This is a genomic window from Gibbsiella greigii, from assembly GCF_039540155.1.
GTDB lineage: Bacteria > Pseudomonadota > Gammaproteobacteria > Enterobacterales > Enterobacteriaceae > Gibbsiella > Gibbsiella quercinecans.
On record NZ_BAABEM010000006.1, the window covers coordinates 210,457 to 230,151 of the forward strand.

At 55.8% G+C, this 19,695-nt stretch carries 14 protein-coding genes; 4 read left to right on the forward strand and 10 right to left on the reverse strand.

Annotated features, from left to right (window positions below; all coding sequences use genetic code 11):
• Positions 1-6: 6 nt before the first annotated feature.
• On the forward strand, positions 7-1,428 hold the full coding sequence (locus AC559G_RS04225) for an efflux transporter outer membrane subunit (RefSeq protein WP_498911536.1): 1,422 nt from the start codon (positions 7-9) through the stop codon (positions 1,426-1,428).
• A 150-nt stretch (positions 1,429-1,578) separates the two neighbouring features.
• Here the strand turns inward: AC559G_RS04225 and AC559G_RS04230 are convergent, their stop codons facing one another.
• The 9 genes from AC559G_RS04230 to pdhR all read right to left on the reverse strand — a co-directional run bounded on the left by AC559G_RS04230 (position 1,579) and on the right by pdhR (position 14,270).
• A complete protein-coding gene (locus AC559G_RS04230; RefSeq protein WP_498911538.1) occupies positions 1,579-2,022 on the reverse strand; it encodes a lysozyme inhibitor LprI family protein in 444 nt (147 codons plus the stop codon).
• The gene (locus AC559G_RS04235; RefSeq protein WP_498911540.1) at positions 2,019-2,939 is read right to left on the reverse strand and encodes a DUF8812 domain-containing protein; all 921 of its coding nucleotides are present in this window, start codon (positions 2,937-2,939) and stop codon (positions 2,019-2,021) included. Before AC559G_RS04235 ends, AC559G_RS04230 begins: the two co-directional genes overlap by 4 nt.
• Positions 2,940-3,222: 283 nt before the next feature.
• Positions 3,223-3,588: a YacL family protein gene (yacL, locus tag AC559G_RS04240; protein WP_498911542.1), complete on the reverse strand. Its 366-nt coding sequence runs from the start codon at positions 3,586-3,588 to the stop codon at positions 3,223-3,225.
• A 137-nt stretch (positions 3,589-3,725) separates the two neighbouring features.
• Positions 3,726-6,323 carry a bifunctional aconitate hydratase 2/2-methylisocitrate dehydratase gene (acnB, locus tag AC559G_RS04245; protein WP_438599375.1) on the reverse strand — a complete coding sequence of 866 codons (2,598 nt, stop codon included), beginning with the start codon at positions 6,321-6,323 and terminating at the stop codon, positions 3,726-3,728.
• A 325-nt stretch (positions 6,324-6,648) separates the two neighbouring features.
• Complete coding sequence (locus AC559G_RS04250) at positions 6,649-6,933, reverse strand: hypothetical protein (RefSeq protein WP_498911545.1); 285 nt, start codon at positions 6,931-6,933, stop codon at positions 6,649-6,651.
• 160 nt (positions 6,934-7,093) lie between these two features.
• A complete protein-coding gene (lpdA, locus tag AC559G_RS04255) occupies positions 7,094-8,518 on the reverse strand; it encodes a dihydrolipoyl dehydrogenase (RefSeq protein ID WP_346081700.1) in 1,425 nt (474 codons plus the stop codon).
• Between the two features lie 210 nt (positions 8,519-8,728).
• Positions 8,729-10,612 carry a dihydrolipoyllysine-residue acetyltransferase gene (gene aceF, locus AC559G_RS04260; RefSeq protein WP_498911547.1) on the reverse strand — a complete coding sequence of 628 codons (1,884 nt, stop codon included), beginning with the start codon at positions 10,610-10,612 and terminating at the stop codon, positions 8,729-8,731.
• Between the two features lie 13 nt (positions 10,613-10,625).
• Positions 10,626-13,289, reverse strand: coding sequence for a pyruvate dehydrogenase (acetyl-transferring), homodimeric type (gene aceE, locus AC559G_RS04265; RefSeq protein ID WP_498911548.1), 2,664 nt, complete (start codon positions 13,287-13,289; stop codon positions 10,626-10,628).
• Between the two features lie 216 nt (positions 13,290-13,505).
• Positions 13,506-14,270 (reverse strand): pyruvate dehydrogenase complex transcriptional repressor PdhR, encoded by a 765-nt coding sequence (gene pdhR, locus AC559G_RS04270; protein ID WP_438599371.1) that lies wholly within the window; start codon positions 14,268-14,270, stop codon positions 13,506-13,508.
• A gap of 613 nt (positions 14,271-14,883) precedes the next feature.
• Here pdhR and AC559G_RS04275 point away from each other — a divergent pair.
• Positions 14,884-16,260: an amino acid permease gene (locus AC559G_RS04275; protein ID WP_438599370.1), complete on the forward strand. Its 1,377-nt coding sequence runs from the start codon at positions 14,884-14,886 to the stop codon at positions 16,258-16,260.
• 86 nt (positions 16,261-16,346) lie between these two features.
• Here AC559G_RS04275 and fumA read toward each other — a convergent pair whose 3' ends face one another.
• Entirely contained in the window at positions 16,347-17,993 is a 1,647-nt protein-coding gene (fumA, locus tag AC559G_RS04280) for a fumarate hydratase (protein WP_498911551.1), read from the reverse strand.
• A 321-nt stretch (positions 17,994-18,314) separates the two neighbouring features.
• Between fumA and AC559G_RS04285 the strand changes: the two genes are divergently transcribed.
• A complete protein-coding gene (locus tag AC559G_RS04285) occupies positions 18,315-18,830 on the forward strand; it encodes a SprT family zinc-dependent metalloprotease (protein WP_498911553.1) in 516 nt (171 codons plus the stop codon).
• Positions 18,831-18,928: 98 nt separating this feature from the next.
• Positions 18,929-19,624, forward strand: a complete 696-nt coding sequence (gene endA, locus AC559G_RS04290; RefSeq protein WP_438596574.1) for a deoxyribonuclease I — start codon at positions 18,929-18,931, stop codon at positions 19,622-19,624.
• Positions 19,625-19,695: the final 71 nt, after the last annotated feature.

Sequence of the window (19,695 nt, forward strand, 5' to 3'; positions counted from 1 at the left end):
GCCGTTATGAACAAAACGCTGCGCCGCACCGGCCTGCTACTCGCTTTGCCGCTGGTGGGCTGCACGATGGCGCCGGATTATCAACGCCCGCCGCTGCCGGTCGCCCCGCTTTACCCGCCGCACGAGGCGAAAGCGGCGACAGTGCATAGTGAAACGCCAGACTGGCAGGATTTCTACCGCGATGAACGCCAACGCCGCCTGATCGCGCTGGCGCTCGACAACAATCGCGATCTGCGGCTCGCAGCGCTAAACGCAGAACGGCTGCAGGCGCAATATCGGGTGCGCCGCGCAGAACTGTTGCCGACGATCAACGCCGGCATAGAGCAAAGCCGCATTCGCCCGGAAACCACGGAAGATCTCGCCACCTACGGCGTCACAGTCACGGAATACGAACTCGATTTGTTCGGCCGGGTTCACAGCCTGAAAGACGCCGCGCTGGCGGATTATTTTTCCTCCGTCGCCACGCGCCAGGCGGCGCAGATCAGTTTGATCGCCGCGGTGGCAACGGCGGATCTCACGTTGCGGGCCGACGACCAACAGCTGCAGCTCGCCCGCGACGCGCTGCAGGCGCAGCAGAAAACCACTGCGCTGGCGCAGCAGCGCGTTAACGAAGGCCTGGACAGCGAAACCACCTATCATCAACATGCGGTGGCTTTGCAGGATGCCGCCACCAACGTGGCGCAACTGGAGCGGCAACAGGCGCAGGATCTGCATACGCTGCTGTTTTTGGTTGGGGTGCCCCAATTGCCAGCCGATCTGCCCGCCGGCACAGATGCGCAGCTTGCCGGCCTCAACACGCTGCCGGCCGTTCCCGTCGGCCTGCCGGCCGATCTGCTGACGCGCCGCCCCGATATCATCGCCGCCGAGCAAAAGCTGATCGGCGCCAACGCCAACATCGGTGCCGCACGCGCCGCCTTCTTTCCCCGCATCGCGCTGACCGGCTCCTACGGCCAGGCCAGTTCCAACCTGTCTGACTTGTTCAACCATTCAACCCTAGGCTGGTCGTTCTCGCCGAAGCTCACCCTGCCCCTGTTCGATTTCGGCGCCAATAGCGCCAACCTGGAGGCAGCCAAAACGGAAAGAAAGATGGCGGTGGCGGAATATGAAAAAACCATTCAGACCGCCTTTCGGGAAGTGGCCGACGCGCTGAGTGCAGAAACAACGTGGCGCAACGAATTGGCGGCAGCCCGCGCCAAAGCGCAAGCGTTGGGCAGAAGCGCCGAACTGGCGGAGCAACGCTACCGCGACGGCAGTGACAATATGTTGGAGCAGCTCAACGCACGAAACACTTGGTTGGATGCGCAGCAAGCGTGGGTTCAGGCCAGCCTGCACCAGCAGTTAAACCTGATTTCGCTGTATAAATCGCTGGGCGGCGGCTGGGACAAACACGCGGTGCCGGCACAGATATTGCCGCCGACACAGAGCTGAAGAGCATCATCGCCGCTGCAAAACAGGTAGCGGGCGGTGAACCGTTCTAGTATTAAACTCGGTGAATGTATAAACATTCACCTTTAAAGAAAACCACGTTTACGCAGAATTATATTCCAAGGGCTAATACAACAACCTTACGCAACCTGATTATTCATCAGGCTGAGCATCAATCATATTTATTTCTTCAACTCTTCTCTTATTCATTTTTAATTCACAACTGGCTTGAGCCTCGCCGAGAGAGTCAAGATTTTGATATTTTGATAAGGCAACACCACAGTAATTATTTCTGTAATCAATCCATTCTTTCTGATTTATCTTTAGATTTTCTAACATTATCTTTTTCTGCTGCTCATTCCCCATCCACCACCTTTCAGGATTAATTTTAGCAATCTCTTCCAGTTTTCTTTCAAAAACATCGTGTAACATATTTTCGGATTGGCTAACAATATCATCCAGACATTCTATATTCTCGCTTTTGAATTTTTTAATACACTCATCAACTTCACTAGATTGAGCAATATTCCCATATCCTTTATTTGAGGCAAGGGACGAAAAAGATATAACAAACAAAATAAAAAATAATATTTTCATCTAAGATTCCTTATTTTTACACGCAAGCGTTCCGGATAGACAGTTTGCCTGGGGTCAGTTTCGATATATCTGATGATATCGTCACGGCCTCCCCCTGTCGCAATCACTTTAATTAGCGCACTTATCCCTGATATACCCTGATAGATTACATCAACGAAAGTCTCACGTATTTTAATATCAATATCCTCCCATAATACTCTGTTTTCTATACGAGACGAACCTCTCATATATACACCTTTGGCGTATTGAACCTTCTCAGTATAAGAAATATCAAATAGTCTGATCTGCTGAACGTGTGTTATTTCCCCAATAAGACGACCGTAAACCGACACAAACTGAGCCGCCTCTCGGCCATAGAGCCCAGCAGCTTTAGAACAAATCACGGCTTTATACTCTTCAATCCCAGCAAGCTTTATTTCAGTCAGGATTTTACCGGCGCTGCGATCTTTCATATCATAGCCCCGCCCGATAGTGACACCAGAATTCCCACCAGGCCAGTGCAAGATGCGCGAAAACTGCTGCAGATGCAAAGGTTGCCGAAAAGGTTCCGCAGCGGTGATATAGTCTAAACCCTCCGCATCGAAGGTAATCTGCCCCTCCCTGACACGCAGAGGCCCAGCAGTATGTCTAGGTCGCCAATGCGGCTCCAGCGCATTTTTAAGCGCCTGCATAAACCAGGTGTCTACCGGTTGTACCAGGCCACTCGGTGACATATTCAGCAATCGCTGGTACCAGATAATAGCCTCCAGTGTCTGACCATCACACTGGCCACTAACACGCACACTTCGCCCAGAAGCCAAATGGTACCCGGCCTGGTTAACCATTTGCTGAATGGCTTTCACGTCGTCAGGGTTGTTCGAACCGCACGCGCCAACGCTTCCGCTAAGGTGATATACACGAGGTGGATGATATGACATGAAAGTGCTCCTTGCTAACAGCCACACGACCATGTGCGGCTCACCCGTTGTATTTTGCGGGTTTCCTTAATGTTCTAACGGCAGTAACATCCAGCCCTTTGCAATCACTGGCGATACATCCATACTGCCACCAGATTTTTTCTATCCTGATACTGTAACACGTGCCGGTCGTGTCGCAACCACGAACAACTGCCGCGTCCCCTTAGGGCAATCACGACAGGGAACCCTTGAACGAATGCCAAGGCCCTGTAACGTAGCCGCGCCGCAATGCCCCACCCCGGTATCAGCCATATTGACGGATAAAGGTGCGGTAGGCTTTCAGCGCCGCCAGAAAGTCCTCCACGCCGCAGAAGGAGAGGCTTTCATCATCGTAGTAATTCATGCCCTCTTCCATCTCATCGCCTTCAAACGCCAGTTGGTTGGCACGGATCATGACCTCTTCACCGTCCATCAGCAGCGTATATTCATGCCCTTCCAACTGCCACTGGCGCTCGCTGCCTTTTACCTGCTCCGCCCCGGCTTCGATTTTATCCAACAGGGCAAGATCGCCTTTTACCTCTTCGTTGATCCAGTGGCCGATCGCTTCATGCCCCATCGAAAATCTGACCATTACCTGCCCGGTCACATCACGCAGAAATTCGTAGTCCATAGCATGCCTCCTGAGCCGTTTTTACCAGTTTAATCATTAATGCATTTCTTACCTGGCGCGCGCTCGCAAAGTTGACGGCCGGAAAAGAAAACGGGAGGCCAAGGCCCCCCGTTTGTCGCGTTGCGCAATATAGCGGCTTAAACGGCCGTTTGGAAGATGACGCCATCGGCTTTTTCGGTGTACTGGCTCAGCCGATCGAAGTTCAGGTAACGGTAGGTGTCCAGCGCGGTTTTATCAACCTGCTCCATGTAAGCCTGATATTCCTCCGCCGTCGGCAAACGCCCCAGCAGGGAAGCCACCGCCGCCAGCTCGGCCGATGCCAGATAAACGTTGGCACCAGTGCCCAGGCGGTTAGGGAAGTTACGCGTCGACGTGGAAACCACGGTGGCGCCGTCCGCCACCCGCGCCTGGTTGCCCATACACAGCGAGCAACCGGGGATTTCAATGCGCGCGCCACTCTTGCCAAAGACGCTGTAGTAGCCCTCTTCGGTCAACTGCGCGGCATCCATTTTGGTCGGCGGCGCGACCCACAGGCGGGTCGGCAATTGCCCTTTGTGCTGATCCAACAGCTTACCGGCGGCGCGGAAGTGGCCGATGTTGGTCATGCAGGAGCCGATAAACACTTCGTCGATCTTCGCACCGGCCACGTCAGACAGCAGGCGCGCGTCGTCCGGATCGTTCGGGGCGCACAGGATAGGTTCTTTGATCTCGGCCAGATCGATATCGATCACCGCCGCATACTCGGCATCCGCGTCGCCTTCCAACAGTTGTGGATCGGCCAGCCATTTTTCCATGCCCTGAATCCGGCGCTCCAGCGTGCGGCGATCGCCGTAGCCTTCAGAGATCATCCACTTCAACAGCACGATGTTGGAGTTCAGGTACTCTTCGATCGGCGCTTTACCCAGCTTGATGGTGCAACCGGCGGCAGAACGTTCGGCGGAAGCATCGGTCAGTTCGAACGCTTGCTCCACTTTCAGATCCGGCAGGCCTTCGATTTCCAGGATACGGCCGGAGAAGATGTTTTTCTTGCCCTTCTTCTCAACGGTCAGCAGCCCCTGCTTGATCGCGTACAGCGGGATAGCGTGCACCAGATCGCGCAGGGTAATGCCAGGCTGCATTTCGCCCTTGAAGCGCACCAGTACCGATTCCGGCATGTCCAGCGGCATCACGCCGGTGGCGGCGGCAAACGCCACCAGCCCGGAGCCGGCAGGGAAAGAGATACCGATCGGGAAACGGGTGTGGGAGTCGCCGCCGGTGCCGACGGTATCCGGCAGCAGCATGCGGTTCAGCCAGGAGTGGATTACACCATCGCCCGGGCGCAGCGAAACGCCGCCGCGGTTCATAATGAAATCCGGCAGCGTGTGGTGGGTGGTGACGTCGACCGGCTTCGGATAGGCGGCGGTATGGCAGAACGACTGCATCACCAGATCGGCAGAGAAGCCCAGGCAAGCCAGATCTTTCAGTTCATCACGCGTCATCGGGCCAGTGGTGTCCTGCGAGCCCACAGAGGTCATCTTCGGTTCACAATATTCGCCGGGGCGCACGCCGGCAACGCCGCAGGCGCGGCCTACCATTTTCTGCGCCAGCGAGAAGCCTTTCGTGCTGGCGGCCACCGCCTTGGCGATACGGAACACCTTGCTATGCGGCAGGCCCAGCGCTTCGCGTGCTTTGGTGGTCAGGCCACGGCCGATAATCAGTGGGATACGGCCGCCGGCGCGCACTTCATCCAGCAGCACGTCGGTTTTCAGTTCAAAGTTGGCCAGCAGTTCGCCGGTTTCGTGGTTACGGACTTCGCCTTTGTAGGGGTAGATGTCGATTACATCGCCCATGTTCAGCTCACTCACGTCCACTTCGATCGGCAGCGCGCCGGCGTCTTCCATGGTGTTAAAGAAGATCGGCGCGATTTTACCGCCCAGCACTACGCCGCCGCCGCGCTTGTTCGGCACGTACGGAATATCGTCGCCCATGAACCATAGCACGGAGTTGGTGGCGGATTTACGCGAAGAACCGGTGCCCACCACGTCGCCCACATAGGCCAGTGGGAAGCCTTTTTTATTCAGCAGTTCGATCTGCTTGATCGGCCCCACGCTGCCCGGCTGATCCGGCACGATGCCGTCACGTTCGTTTTTCAGCATCGCCAGGGCGTGGAGCGGGATATCCGGGCGCGACCAGGCATCGGGTGCCGGCGACAAATCGTCGGTGTTGGTTTCGCCCGTCACCTTGAACACGGTAACGGTGATTTTTTCTGCCAGCTCGGGGCGTGACAGGAACCATTCCGCTTCGGCCCACGACTGCATGATCTGCTTGGCGTGCGGGTTGCCGGCTTTCGCTTTGTCTTCCACATCGTAGAAGTTATCGAACATCAACAGCGTATGGGACAGCGCTTTGGCGGCGATCGGCGCCAGTTTTTCGTTATCCAGCGCTTCAATCAGCGGGTGAATATTATAACCACCCTGCATGGTGCCCAAGAGTTCGATGGCTTTTTCGGGAGTAATCAGTGGAGAGGTTGCTTCGCCTTTGGCGATGGCCGCCAGGAAACCGGCTTTGACATACGCCGCTTCGTCGACGCCCGGTGGAACACGGTTGATTAACAGGTCCAACAAGAATTCTTCTTCGCCCGCAGGCGGGTTTTTCAGCAGTTCTACCAGCGCGGCCATTTGGGTTGCATCTAAGGGTTTGGCAACAATCCCCATGGCGGCACGCTCAGCTACGTGCTTACGGTATTCTTCTAGCACGACGGTTCTCCTCGCTCTCATTGTAAAATGCGGCAGGCGATTCTCTTCACGCTCCTGTGAGACAGTAGTTTGTAGGGTAAATGCCCGGTACCGCATCGGCAGCATAGCAGGATTTTGGCGGTGCGTTAATCTGTTTACAAAAAAGCAACATTAAAATTTAGCTGAATCGTTAAGGTCAGGAATTTTGCAGGCTTTCCGTGCCTTTCCCGGGATATGAATTTCATCCTCTTGCCGATAGCTGCTCACGGGGACAGGCTGATACGCCTTTGCTGGGGCTTCAACCATAAAAAACGCCCGGCGCATTACCCTGCGGCCGGGCGTTTTGTTAGCCCTGATGGGGCATCAATTCCGAGTAGCCTTTAAATGCCGGCTTGTTGCTGCTCAACGCGGCTTCGTCATCATGGATGCTGCCGGAGTTCTTTGCCCATACCCCTTCCATCGTTTTTGTTATCTTCTGATGCTGCCCGTTCAGATCCTGGCCCATTGCGGCGATATGCGTACTTTCAGTCCCGCCGCTGTTGGTCGCCCAGGGAATCGAAGGATCCGCGGCGCAGGCAATCCCGGAAGCCAACGTTGCGGTTAACAGAGCCGTTGTTAAAAGTATTTTCATAACACACCTCACTCATTATTAACACGCTATAAGTTTAGTATGAAACTATTCCCGGGTATCTATAAGATGTACCAGGTTGTTAACGCTGACATAGTTCTGAACATCCGGCGTAAAAAAAGCGGCTCTCAGAGCCGCTTATGCTTTTGCCGGAAAGGAAAAATTACTTTTTCTTGGCTTTCGGGTTCGGCAGGTCAGTGATGCTGCCTTCGTAGACTTCCGCCGCCAGCCCAACGGATTCATGCAGCGTTGGATGCGCGTGGATCGTCAGCGCGATGTCTTCAGCATCACAGCCCATCTCGATAGCCAGGCCGATTTCACCCAGCAGTTCGCCGCCGTTGGCGCCGACAATCGCCCCACCGATAACGCGGTGGCTTTCTTTGTCGAAGATCAGCTTGGTCATACCATCAGAACAGTCAGAGGCGATAGCACGGCCTGAAGCCGCCCAAGGGAACACCGCGGTTTCGTAACTGATGCCCTTTTCTTTGGCTTCTTTCTCGGTCAGGCCCACCCATGCCACTTCCGGTTCGGTGTAGGCAATGGAAGGAATGACTTTCGGATCGAAGTAGTGTTTCTTACCGGCGATCACTTCCGCGGCGACGTGGCCTTCATGCACGCCTTTGTGCGCCAGCATCGGTTGGCCGACGATGTCGCCGATAGCGAAGATGTGCGGCACGTTGGTGCGCAGTTGCTTATCAACGTGGATGAAGCCGCGTTCGTCCACTTCCACGCCCGCTTTACCGGCATCCAGCAGTTTGCCGTTCGGTACACGGCCGATAGCAACCAGCACCGCGTCATAGCGCTGTGGTTCTGCCGGCGCTTTTTTGCCTTCCATCGTCACGTAGATGCCGTCTTCTTTCGCTTCTACCGCGGTAACTTTGGTTTCCAGCATCAGGTTGAACTGCTTGCTGATACGCTTGGTGAAGACTTTCACCACGTCTTTATCGGCGGCCGGGATCACCTGATCAAACATTTCGACCACGTCGATCTGCGAACCCAGCGCATGGTATACGGTGCCCATTTCCAGGCCGATGATACCGCCGCCCATGATCAGCAAACGTTCAGGAACGGTTTTCAGCTCCAGCGCATCGGTAGAATCCCATACGCGCGGATCGTCATGAGGAATAAACGGCAGCTTGATCGGGCGGGAACCTGCGGCGATGATCGCGTTGTCGAAGTTGATAGTGGTGGCGCCATTTTCACCTTCAACCACCAGGGTGTTCGCACCGGTGAATTTGCCCAGGCCATTGACCACTTTGACCTTACGGCCTTTCGCCATGCCAGCCAGACCACCGGTCAGCTGATTGATGACTTTTTCTTTCCAGAGGCGAACTTTATCAATATCGGTTTTCGGTTCGCCGAATACGATGCCATGCTCCGCCAGCGCTTTGGCTTCTTCAATCACTTTGGCAACGTGCAGCAACGCTTTGGAAGGGATACAACCCACGTTCAGGCACACCCCGCCCAGCGTTGAATAACGCTCAACCAACACGGTTTCCAGTCCTAAATCAGCGCAACGAAAGGCAGCAGAGTAACCTGCAGGGCCTGCGCCAAGTACCACGACCTGAGTTTTGATTTCAGTACTCATCATGACCTCTTAATTTGTTTCCGGCGGGTCTGACGTTATTGTTCTTGTCTTAACGCCCTGTTCCACCGGGACGTGTCTTGCCGCGACAGTTTACAAAATCGTTAACAATTTTGAAACAACAAGCGACAAACGATTTGTCCTTTATCACTGGCAACCGCCACCAAAAGATAGCTTACCAGAAAAAAGCCGGCCGTCAGGCCGGCTTGCCGATTACATCACCAGACGGCGGATATCAGACAACGTGTTGTTGATGATGGTGATAAAGCGAGCACCATCAGCACCGTCAATGACACGGTGGTCGAAGGACAGAGACAGCGGCAGAATCAGACGCGGCACAAAGTCTTTACCATTCCAGACCGGTTCCATAGAGGACTTGGAAACACCGAGGATCGCCACTTCCGGCGCGTTGACGATCGGCGCGAAGTGGGTCGTGCCCAAGCCGCCGATGCTGGAGATGGTGAAGCAACCGCCCTGCATTTCACCCGCGGTCAGCTTGCCATCACGCGCTTTTTTGGAAATGGTCATCAGTTCACGAGACAGCTCAACGATGCCTTTTTTATCCACGTCTTTGAAGACCGGAACCACCAGGCCGTTCGGCGTATCAACCGCAACACCGATGTTGATGTATTTCTTCAGCGTCAGTTTCTGGCCGTCTTCGGACAGAGAGCTGTTGAAGCGCGGCATCTGCGCAAGCGCAGCGGCGGCGGCTTTCATGATGAAGACAACCGGCGTGATCTTCACGTCCAGCTTCCTTTTCTCCGCTTCAACGTTCTGCTGTTTGCGGAACGCTTCCAGATCGGTGATATCCGCTTTGTCGAAGTGCGTAACGTGCGGGATCATCACCCAGTTGCGGCTCAGGTTGGCGCCCGAGATTTTCTGGATGCGGCCCAGTTCCACTTCTTCGATCTCGCCAAACTTGCTGAAATCGACTTTCGGCCATGGCAGCATGCCCGGCAGACCACCGCCGGCAGCAGCAGCCGGCGCCGCTTCGGCACGCTTAACCGCGTCTTTCACGTAAGCCTGGACGTCTTCGCGCAGGATGCGGCCTTTGCGGCCGGTGCCTTTCACTTTCGCCAGGTTCACGCCGAATTCGCGCGCCAGGCGGCGAATGACCGGGGTAGCATGCACGTAAGCGTCGTTCTCGGCGAACTCGCTCTTGCCCGCCGCAGCGGCGGCCGGCGCGGCCGCTTTAGCTTCCTGTTTGGCCGGCGCAGGTGCTGGCGCAGAGGCCGCAGCCGGTGCAGCAGCAGGAGCGGCGCCTTCCACTTCAAAGGTCATGATCAGCGAACCGGTTTTCACCTTGTCGCCAACGGCCACTTTCAATTCTTTGACCACGCCGGCAAACGGCGCAGGCACTTCCATCGAGGCCTTATCACCTTCAACCGTGATCAGCGACTGTTCAGCTTCAACCTTATCGCCCACTTTTACCATCACTTCGGTGACTTCAACTTCGTCGCCGCCGATATCCGGTACGTTAACGTCCTTCACCGCCGATGCGGCAGGCGCGGCAGCAGCAGGTGCGGCGGCTGGCGCAGCTTCCTGTGCGGCAGGCGCGGCGCCGGCGATTTCAAAGGTCATGATCAGCGAGCCGGTTTTCACCTTGTCGCCGGTGGCGATCTTGATTTCTTTCACGGTGCCCGCGAACGGCGCCGGCACTTCCATCGAGGCTTTATCGCCTTCAACGGTGATCAGCGATTGTTCAGCTTCAACCTTATCGCCCACCTTCACCAGAACTTCGGTGACTTCAACTTCATCGGCGCCGATATCAGGCACTTCAACGTCTTTCACCGCGCTGGCTGCCGCAGCAGCAGGGACCGCCGCCGCAGGTTTTTCTTCTTTGGCCGGAGCCGCTTGCGCGGCGCCTTCGGCTTCAAAGACCATGATCAGCGAACCGGTTTCCACTTTATCGCCAACGGCGATTTTGATCTCTTTAACCACACCGGCCTGCGGGGAAGGCACTTCCATTGAGGCTTTATCGCCTTCAACGGTGATCAGCGACTGTTCGGCTTCAACCTTATCGCCCACCTTCACCAGGATCTCGGTGACTTCAACTTCATCCGCACCGATATCCGGTACTTTAATTTCAATTGCCATTGTCCTGTACCTCTTATGCCAGACGCGGGTTAACTTTCTCAGGATTGATGTCGAATTTCTTAATGGCTTCAGCCACTACGGAAGCTTCAACTTCGCCGCGTTTGGCCAGTTCACCGAGCGCAGCCACAACCACATAGGAAGCATCAACTTCGAAGTGGTGACGCAGATTTTCGCGGCTGTCGGAACGACCGAAACCATCGGTGCCCAGTACGCGATAATCGCTGGCCGGCACATAAGTGCGAACCTGTTCTGCGAACAGTTTCATATAGTCGGTAGATGCCACCGCCGGTGCATCGTTCATCACCTGAGCGATGTAAGGCACGCGCGGGGCTTCGGTTGGGTGCAGCATGTTCCAACGTTCGCAATCCTGGCCGTCACGCGCCAATTCGGTGAAGGAGGTCACGCTGTAAACATCGGAACCCACGCCGTATTCTTCAGCCAGGATCTTGGCCGCTTCACGCACGTGGCGCAGGATGGAGCCGGAGCCCAACAGCTGTACCTTGCCTTTGCTGCCTGCCAGGGTATCGAGTTTGTAGATACCTTTACGGATGCCTTCTTCCGCACCCTGCGGCATGGCCGGCATGTGGTAGTTTTCGTTCAGCGTGGTGATGTAGTAGTAAACGTTCTCTTGTTTCTCACCGTACATGCGCTCCAGGCCATCGTGCATGATGACAGCCACTTCGTAGGCATAGGCCGGATCGTAAGAGATGCAGTTCGGGATGGTCAGCGACTGAATGTGGCTGTGGCCATCTTCGTGCTGCAGGCCTTCGCCGTTCAGCGTGGTGCGCCCGGAGGTGCCGCCGATCAGGAAGCCGCGCGCCTGTTGGTCACCCGCCGCCCAGCACAGATCGCCGATACGCTGGAACCCGAACATCGAATAGTAGATGTAGAACGGGATCATCGGCAGATCGTTGGTGCTGTAAGAAGTCGCCGCCGCCAGCCAGGAAGAAGCCGCACCCAGTTCGTTGATGCCTTCCTGCAGGATCTGGCCTTTCTCGTCTTCTTTATAGTAAGCAACCTGCTCACGGTCCTGCGGGGTATACTGCTGGCCGTTCGGGCTGTAAATACCGATCTGACGGAACAGACCTTCCATACCGAAGGTGCGCGCTTCATCGGCGATGATCGGCACCAGACGATCCTTGATCGATTTGCTCTTGAGCATCACGTTCAGGGCGCGCACGAAAGCGATAGTGGTAGAAATTTCTTTGTTCTGCTCTTCCAGCAGCGCAGAGAAGTCTTCCAACGCCGGGATTTCCAGCTTCTCACTGAAGTGGGTCAGGCGGCTTGGCAGGTAGCCTTGCAGCGCCTGACGGCGTTCATGCAGGTATTTGTACTCGTCAGAATCTTTATCAAAGGTGATGTACGGCAGTTTTTCGATGTCTGCATCAGCAACCGGCACATTGAAACGATCGCGGAAGTGGCGCACCCCTTCCATGTTCATTTTCTTAACCTGGTGAGCGATGTTTTTGCCTTCCGCGGTTTCACCCATGCCATAGCCTTTGATGGTATGCGCCAGGATGACGGTCGGTTTGCCCTTGGTGTCTTGCGCTTTTTTCAGTGCCGCGAACACTTTCTTCGGATCGTGACCACCGCGGTTCAGCGCCCAGATTTCGTCGTCGGTCATGTCTTTGACCAGCGCAGCAGTTTCCGGGTATTTGCCGAAGAAGTGCTCACGCACGTAGGCACCGTCTTTGGATTTAAAGGTCTGGTAGTCGCCGTCCAGGGTTTCGTTCATCAGCTGCACCAGCTTGCCGCTGGTATCTTTGCGCAGCAGCTCGTCCCAACGCGCGCCCCAGATCACTTTGATCACCTGCCAGCCAGCACCGCCGAAGATACCTTCCAGCTCGTTGATGATCTTGCCGTTGCCGGTAACCGGGCCGTCCAGGCGCTGCAGGTTACAGTTGATCACGAACACCAGGTTATCCAGTTTTTCACGGGTGGCGATGGTGATCGCCCCTTTGGATTCCGGCTCGTCCATTTCGCCATCGCCCAGGAAGGCATAAACCGTCTGGCCGGCGGTGTCTTTCAGGCCGCGGTGCTCCAGGTATTTCAGGAATTTAGCCTGATAGATGGCGCTGATTGGGCCCAGGCCCATGGAAACGGTTGGGAACTGCCAGAATTCCGGCATCAGTTTTGGATGCGGATAGGAAGACAGGCCGTTGCCGTGAACTTCCTGGCGGAAGTTGTTCATTTGTTCTTCGGTCAGGCGGCCTTCAAGGAAGGCGCGCGCATAAACGCCCGGAGAGATGTGGCCCTGGAAATACACCAGATCGCCGCCGTCTTTCTCGTTGCGCGCGCGGAAGAAATGGTTAAAGCAGACTTCATAGAAAGTCGCGGAAGACTGGAAGGATGCCATGTGGCCACCCAGCTCCAGGTCTTTCTTGGATGCATGCAGAACGGTCATGATAGCGTTCCAGCGGATAGCTGAACGAATACGGCGCTCCAGATCCAAATTGCCTGGGTATTCAGGTTCATCTTCCACTGCGATGGTGTTGACGTAATCGTTCGCTGCAGCGCCCGCTGCAACGCTAACGCCGCCTTTGCGCGCTTCGCCCAATACCTGATCAATCAGAAACTGAGCTCGCTCAACACCTTCTTCACGGATGACCGATTCGATCGCCTGCAGCCAGTCGCGGGTTTCGATCGGATCCACGTCATTGTTTAAACGTTCTGACATGGTGGTATTCCTTATCTGTCTAATGGTTTGTAAGGAGCCTGTCTTCCTGTACTCCAAAGCGAAATACACGAAGACAGGCTCGTCAGTTTGGTTGCCGCAAAAGTACTTAATCAGACGGTATGCCAGCGCCCGTGCTCACGCACCACGCCGGCCTACGGCCCCAGCACCCCGAGCTCCCATTCCCCCCAGGCTGGTGTGCCCTGAAGGGAACAACGCTCAATCCTTGCGTTGCTGGAGACGCCGCAGCGATCTCTCACGCCGGGTGTGTTCCCGGCTGAGATCCAGCAAGATTTCCTCGATAAACGCCAGATGGCGGTGCGAGGCTTCGCGTGCCTTCTCCGGCTCGCGTGCCACAATCGCCGCAAAAATACCGGCGCGGTGGCTGCTCACTGTTGCCAGCATTTCCCGGCGCGAGTAGAGCAATTCAAAATTTTGACGGACATTCTGCTCCAGCATCGGCCCCATACAGCGCAGCAGATGCAGCAAAACGACGTTATGGGCCGCCTCGGTGACGGCGATCTGATACTGCATGACCGCATCGGCTTCAGCGGCCAGATCGCCGCTATCCTGCGCCTGCTGGATCACCTGGTGGCAATCACGGATGCGCGCTAAATCTTCGTCCGTGCCCCGCAGCGCCGCATAGTAGGCGGCGATGCCTTCCAGCGCATGGCGGGTTTCCAGCAGATCGAATTGTGATTCAGGGTGATTGGCCAGCAGTTCAGCCAGAGGATCGCTAACGCTTTGCCACAGATTTGCCTGCACAAAGGTGCCGCCGCCCTGGCGGCGCAACAGCAGGCCTTTGGCTTCCAGACGTTGGATAGCCTCTCTCAGAGAAGGACGGGAAACATCAAATTGCTTCGCCAGTTCACGCTCGGGCGGCAGTTTTTCGCCTGGGCGCAGAGTCCCTTCAAGGATCAGATATTCGAGCTGCTGCTCAATAACGTCTGACAGCTTGGGCTGACGGATTTTGGTGTAGGCCATGGGTGATTTCTTCTCTGCGAAATGGCGCGGAGTCAATTGGTAATACCAATTTAAAAAACGTGACCGTAAAGTAACAAAGTATTCACCTCATGTCCATATTGGGCTTGATCGAAATCATGATTTGCCGCACATTTTAACACCTCGCCTCATGGCCGGCTGCAATACGATAACGCGGCGTTAGTCATACTCTTTACCCGCCCACCACCCAATTTAACCTTTGCGAAACTTCCGTCCGGCAGGCCAAGCTACGATAACGCCATGACGATTTTATGAACGGCGGGCGCAATGCCGCCTTCGTGCCGGGCAGCCGCCGGCCAGGCATCAATCCCCCGGAAATAGCGCAAGGTCTTGCAAGAAAACGCAGTGGTTGCTTGTTTCATGCGCCACACAGCCAATAAAGACACACAATCCGCACTTTATTGGCAAAAATGCTGCAATATTAATCACTCTGATGATAAAGCAGGTGCAAACCGCCGCGCTTAACATTATTCTGAGCTGAACGGTAGCGGTGCCGTGGAATAAACAGCAATAACACCGTAAAAAATATGATACACACACCGTAACCACCGCTTTACAGGCGGGTGGTTATTCTGTAACGACAGAGGGTAAATGGATGGATGGGAAAACGCAGGGCGATCAGCTGAAACGTGGCCTGAAAAACCGCCATATTCAGTTGATTGCCTTAGGTGGCGCAATTGGTACCGGGCTCTTCCTCGGTATCGCACAAACAATAAAGATGGCCGGCCCTTCAGTGATCCTGGGCTATGCGATCGGTGGTTTTATCGCCTTCCTGATCATGCGCCAACTGGGCGAAATGGTGGTGGAAGAACCGGTCGCCGGCTCCTTCAGCCACTTTGCCTATAAATACTGGGGCAACTTCGCCGGCTTTGCCTCCGGCTGGAACTACTGGGTGCTGTATGTCCTGGTGGCGATGGCGGAACTGACTGCCGTAGGGATTTATGTCCAGTACTGGTGGCCGGGTATTCCGACCTGGGTCTCCGCCGCCGTGTTCTTCCTGCTGATCAATGCCATCAACCTGGCGAACGTCAAGGTTTACGGCGAGATGGAGTTCTGGTTCGCGATCATCAAAGTGGTGGCGATTATCGGCATGATCGTATTCGGCGCCTATCTGCTGTTCAGCGGTATGGGCGGCCCGGAGGCGACGGTCACCAACCTGTGGGCGCAGGGCGGGTTCTTCCCTAACGGTATCCTGGGGCTGGTTATGGCGATGGCGGTGATCATGTTCTCGTTCGGCGGGCTGGAACTTGTCGGGATCACCGCGGCGGAAGCCGACAACCCGGAGAAAAGCATCCCGCAGGCCACCAATCAGGTCATTTACCGTATCCTGATTTTCTATATCGGCTCCCTGACCATCCTGCTGTCGCTGTACCCGTGGGTGAAAGTGGTTGAAGGCGGTAGCCCGTTCGTGCTGATCTTCCATGCGCTGAACAGCGATGTGGTGGCGACGGTGCTGAATATCGTCGTACTCACCGCCGCACTGTCGGTTTACAACAGTTGCGTATACTGCAACAGCCGCATGCTGTACGGTCTGGCCAAACAGGGCAACGGCCCGAAAAGCCTGCTGACCGTGGACGGCCGCGGCGTGCCGGTGGTGGCGATCGGCCTCTCCGCCCTGGCAACCGCATTCTGCGTGCTGATCAACTATCTGATCCCTGGCCGCGCGTTCGAACTGCTGATGGCGCTGGTGGTTTCCGCGCTGGTGATCAACTGGGCGATGATCAGCCTGGCCCACCTGAAGTTCCGTGCCGCCAAGCGCCGCGAAGGCATTGAGCCGAAGTTCAAAGCCTTCTGGTACCCATTGAGCAACTACCTATGCCTGCTGTTCCTGGCCGGGATATTGGTGATCATGTACCTGACGCCGGGCATCCGCATTTCCGTACTGCTGATCCCGGTTTGGATTGCGGTTCTGGCGTTGGGCTACTTCATCAAGCAACGCAGCCAAAAAACGGCCGCTGCCGCCAATCGCTAATCGAAGCGACATGCCTCACAGGCAAAACGCCGCCCGGTGACTCACCGGGCGGCGTTTTTATAGCCCTCAACCTGGGACGACGGCGGCTATTTCACGCAGTGCGTGCACTGCGCCGCCTGTATTTTCTGGAAGAAATCATTGCCCTTGTCATCCACCAGGATAAAGGCCGGGAAATCCTCAACCTCGATTTTCCAGATCGCCTCCATCCCTAACTCAGGGTAGGCCACACATTCCAGGCTCTTGATGCTCTGCTGCGCCAGCACCGCCGCCGGGCCGCCGATGCTGCCCAGGTAGAAGCCGCCGTGTTTGTGGCAGGCATCGGTCACCTGCTGGCTGCGGTTGCCTTTCGCCAGCATGATCATGCTGCCGCCGTTGGACTGCAACAGATCAACGTAGGAATCCATGCGCCCGGCAGTGGTTGGCCCCAGGGAACCTGAAGCATACCCCTCCGGCGTTTTGGCCGGGCCGGCGTAGTAGATCGGGTGATCTTTCACATATTGCGGCAGCCCCTCGCCCCGTTCCAGGCCCTCTTTAAGTTTGGCGTGCGCAATATCGCGCCCCACGATAATGGTGCCGCTCAGCGACAGGCGGGTGGAAACCGGGTATTGCGAAAGCTGCTTGAGGATCTCGCTCATCGGGCGGTTCAGATCCACCTTGATGGCATCCCCCTCGCCCGCTTGGCGCAGCTCGGCCGGAATGAATTTCCCCGGATTGTGCTCCAGTTTTTCCAGCCAGATGCCGTCGCGGTTAATCTTGCCTTTGATGTTACGGTCAGCCGAACAGGACACCCCCATGCCAACCGGGCAAGAAGCGCCGTGGCGCGGCAGGCGGATCACGCGGATATCGTGGGCGAAGTATTTGCCACCGAACTGTGCGCCCAGCCCCAGGTTCTGCGCCTCTTTCAGCAGTTCCTGCTCCAGTTGCACGTCACGGAACGCCTGGCCGTGTTCATTACCTTCGGTGGGCAATTGATCATAGTAGTGGGTGGAAGCCAGCTTGACGGTTTTCAGCGTGGCTTCTGCCGAGGTGCCGCCGATAACAAACGCCACATGGTACGGTGGGCAAGCCGCGGTGCCCAGCGTGCGCATTTTATCCACCAGGTAGTTTTTCAGTTTGCCCGGCGAAAGCAGCGCTTTGGTTTCTTGGTACAGATAAGTTTTGTTGGCGGAACCACCGCCTTTGGCGATGCAGAGGAATTTGTATTCATCGCCGTCCACGCTGTAGAGATCGATCTGTGCCGGCAGGTTAGTGCCGGTGTTCATTTCTTGATACATATCCAGCGCCGCGTTTTGCGAGTAGCGCAGGTTATCTTCGATAAAGGTGTTGTACACGCCGCGCGACAGCGCTTCCTCATCGCCGCCGCCGGTCCAGACGCGCTGCCCCTTTTTCCCGACGATAATCGCGGTGCCGGTGTCCTGGCAGGTAGGCAGAATGCCCTTGGCGGCGATTTCAGAGTTGCGCAGGAACTGCAGCGCCACGTACTTGTCGTTTTCGCTGGCCTCGGGATCATCAAGAATGGCGGCGACCTGCTGCTGATGCGCCGGGCGCAACATAAAAGAAGCATCATGAAACGCGTGCTGGGCCAGCAGAGTGAGCGCTTTAGGATCGACCTTCAAAATCTCCTGCCCTTCAAACTGGGTGACGGAGACATAATCACGGCTTAACAGATAATATTCCGTGCAGTCTTTCGCTAGCGGAAAGGGCTCTTGATAGTGGAACGGTTTATTCGACATTGATCTCTCACTTGCAACATTAGTTGCGCAAAAATTCACACGTCAGCGCACGGCATCGGCGCGCTGTATCAAAACCAGCCTTTACCTTACGTATTTTTGTTCACGCTATTATTGCGCCAAATCGCAATACCCACTCAATGTATAATGATAATCGCGATAGTTGCGTTGGCGCCGCCGTGCGGTAAAGGCCGTGAAGCCGTATCCGAAGACACGATTCATTATCCATTAATTAACACATCCATTACAATCCATCACCTTCAATCCGGGTATAAAGCGGTTGGCATATTGCCAGCCGCTGCGCCCCCGTCTATGCTAGCGGCAATGAACAAAGTAAGAATCCCCATTGCGCTGCAGCAGGCGGTGATGCGTTGCCTGCGGGAAAAACTCCAGTTGGCGCGTACGCATTTTGCGACCGATTTCCCCGAGCCAAAGCTGGTTTACCAGCAACGCGGCACCAGCGCAGGAACGGCCTGGCTGCAAGCCTGGGAGATCCGCCTCAACCCGGTGTTGCTGCTCGAAAACCAACAGCCATTTATTGACGAAGTGGTGCCGCATGAGCTTGCGCACCTGCTGGTGTTCCGCCAGTTCGGCCGCGTACCGCCACACGGGCGTGAATGGAAATGGATGATGGAAACGGTGCTGTCAGTGCCGGCCAGCCGCACGCACCGCTTTGAAATCAGCTCGGTGCAGAGCAAAACCTTCCCTTACCGCTGCGCCTGCCAGATGCACCAGCTCACCCTACGCCGCCATAACCGCGTCATGCGCGGCGAGAGTGAATACCGCTGCCGCCGCTGCGGCGAAAAGTTAAAATTTACCGCTACAGAAACGCCTAAATGAAACGCTTTATGCGTTAAAACTAGGAATTTCCACCCTTTGCTACGCCATGCAACTTCCGTTACCCTGCCTGCTTTTCCAATTTCGAGTTGTTTTGGAATATGCTTCGCAAAATTTTGTTCGCAACACTACTGACGATCGGCACCGTACAGGCGCACGGCATCAATAACTTTAGCCAGGCCAAAGCGGCGGCGGCGGCCATCAACCGCGATGCGCCCGGCAGCTTTTACTGCGGTTGCCAAATACACTGGCAGGGTAAGAAAGGCGTGCCGGATCTCGCCAGCTGTGGCTACCAGGTGCGTAAAAATGCGCAGCGCGCCACCCGTATCGAATGGGAACACGTGGTGCCCGCCTGGCAGTTCGGCCATCAGTTGCAATGTTGGCAAAACGGCGGGCGCAAAAACTGCAATAAAGATCCGCTCTACCGCCAAATAGAAACCGATCTGCACAACCTGCAGCCGGCCATTGGCGAGGTGAATGGCGACCGTAATAACTTTATGTACAGTCAGTGGCGTGGCGGCGAAGGCCAATACGGCCAGTGCCCGATGAAAGTGGATTTCAAAAACAAGCAGGCCGAACCGCCGGCACGGGCCCGCGGCGCCATCGCCCGCACCTATTTTTATATGCGCGATCGATACCACCTGCAACTCTCGCGCCAGCAAACCCAGCTGTTTGAGGTTTGGAACCGCCAATACCCCGTCAGCCAGTGGGAATGCACCCGTGACGCACGCATCGCTAAAGTACAAGGCCAGCATAACCCCTATATTCAACGGGCTTGCCAGCGGCAAAAAGGCTAACCTACTATAGTGGCTATCTATTTCTTTTCGCCGCGCCGCCGGATGCGGCGCGCTTTCATCAGGATCAAACA

Coding starts and splice junctions, on each gene's coding strand:
- aceE (WP_498911548.1), bottom strand. CDS start 13,289: ATGTCAGAACGTTTAAACAATGACGTGGATCCGATCGAAACCCGCGAC.
- yacL (WP_498911542.1), bottom strand. CDS start 3,588: ATGGACTACGAATTTCTGCGTGATGTGACCGGGCAGGTAATGGTCAGA.
- AC559G_RS04250 (WP_498911545.1), bottom strand. CDS start 6,933: ATGAAAATACTTTTAACAACGGCTCTGTTAACCGCAACGTTGGCTTCC.
- fumA (WP_498911551.1), bottom strand. CDS start 17,993: ATGTCGAATAAACCGTTCCACTATCAAGAGCCCTTTCCGCTAGCGAAA.
- AC559G_RS04235 (WP_498911540.1), bottom strand. CDS start 2,939: ATGTCATATCATCCACCTCGTGTATATCACCTTAGCGGAAGCGTTGGC.
- AC559G_RS04275 (WP_438599370.1), top strand. CDS start 14,884: ATGGATGGGAAAACGCAGGGCGATCAGCTGAAACGTGGCCTGAAAAAC.
- aceF (WP_498911547.1), bottom strand. CDS start 10,612: ATGGCAATTGAAATTAAAGTACCGGATATCGGTGCGGATGAAGTTGAA.
- AC559G_RS04225 (WP_498911536.1), top strand. CDS start 7: ATGAACAAAACGCTGCGCCGCACCGGCCTGCTACTCGCTTTGCCGCTG.
- pdhR (WP_438599371.1), bottom strand. CDS start 14,270: ATGGCCTACACCAAAATCCGTCAGCCCAAGCTGTCAGACGTTATTGAG.
- lpdA (WP_346081700.1), bottom strand. CDS start 8,518: ATGAGTACTGAAATCAAAACTCAGGTCGTGGTACTTGGCGCAGGCCCT.
- AC559G_RS04230 (WP_498911538.1), bottom strand. CDS start 2,022: ATGAAAATATTATTTTTTATTTTGTTTGTTATATCTTTTTCGTCCCTT.
- endA (WP_438596574.1), top strand. CDS start 18,929: ATGCTTCGCAAAATTTTGTTCGCAACACTACTGACGATCGGCACCGTA.
- AC559G_RS04285 (WP_498911553.1), top strand. CDS start 18,315: ATGAACAAAGTAAGAATCCCCATTGCGCTGCAGCAGGCGGTGATGCGT.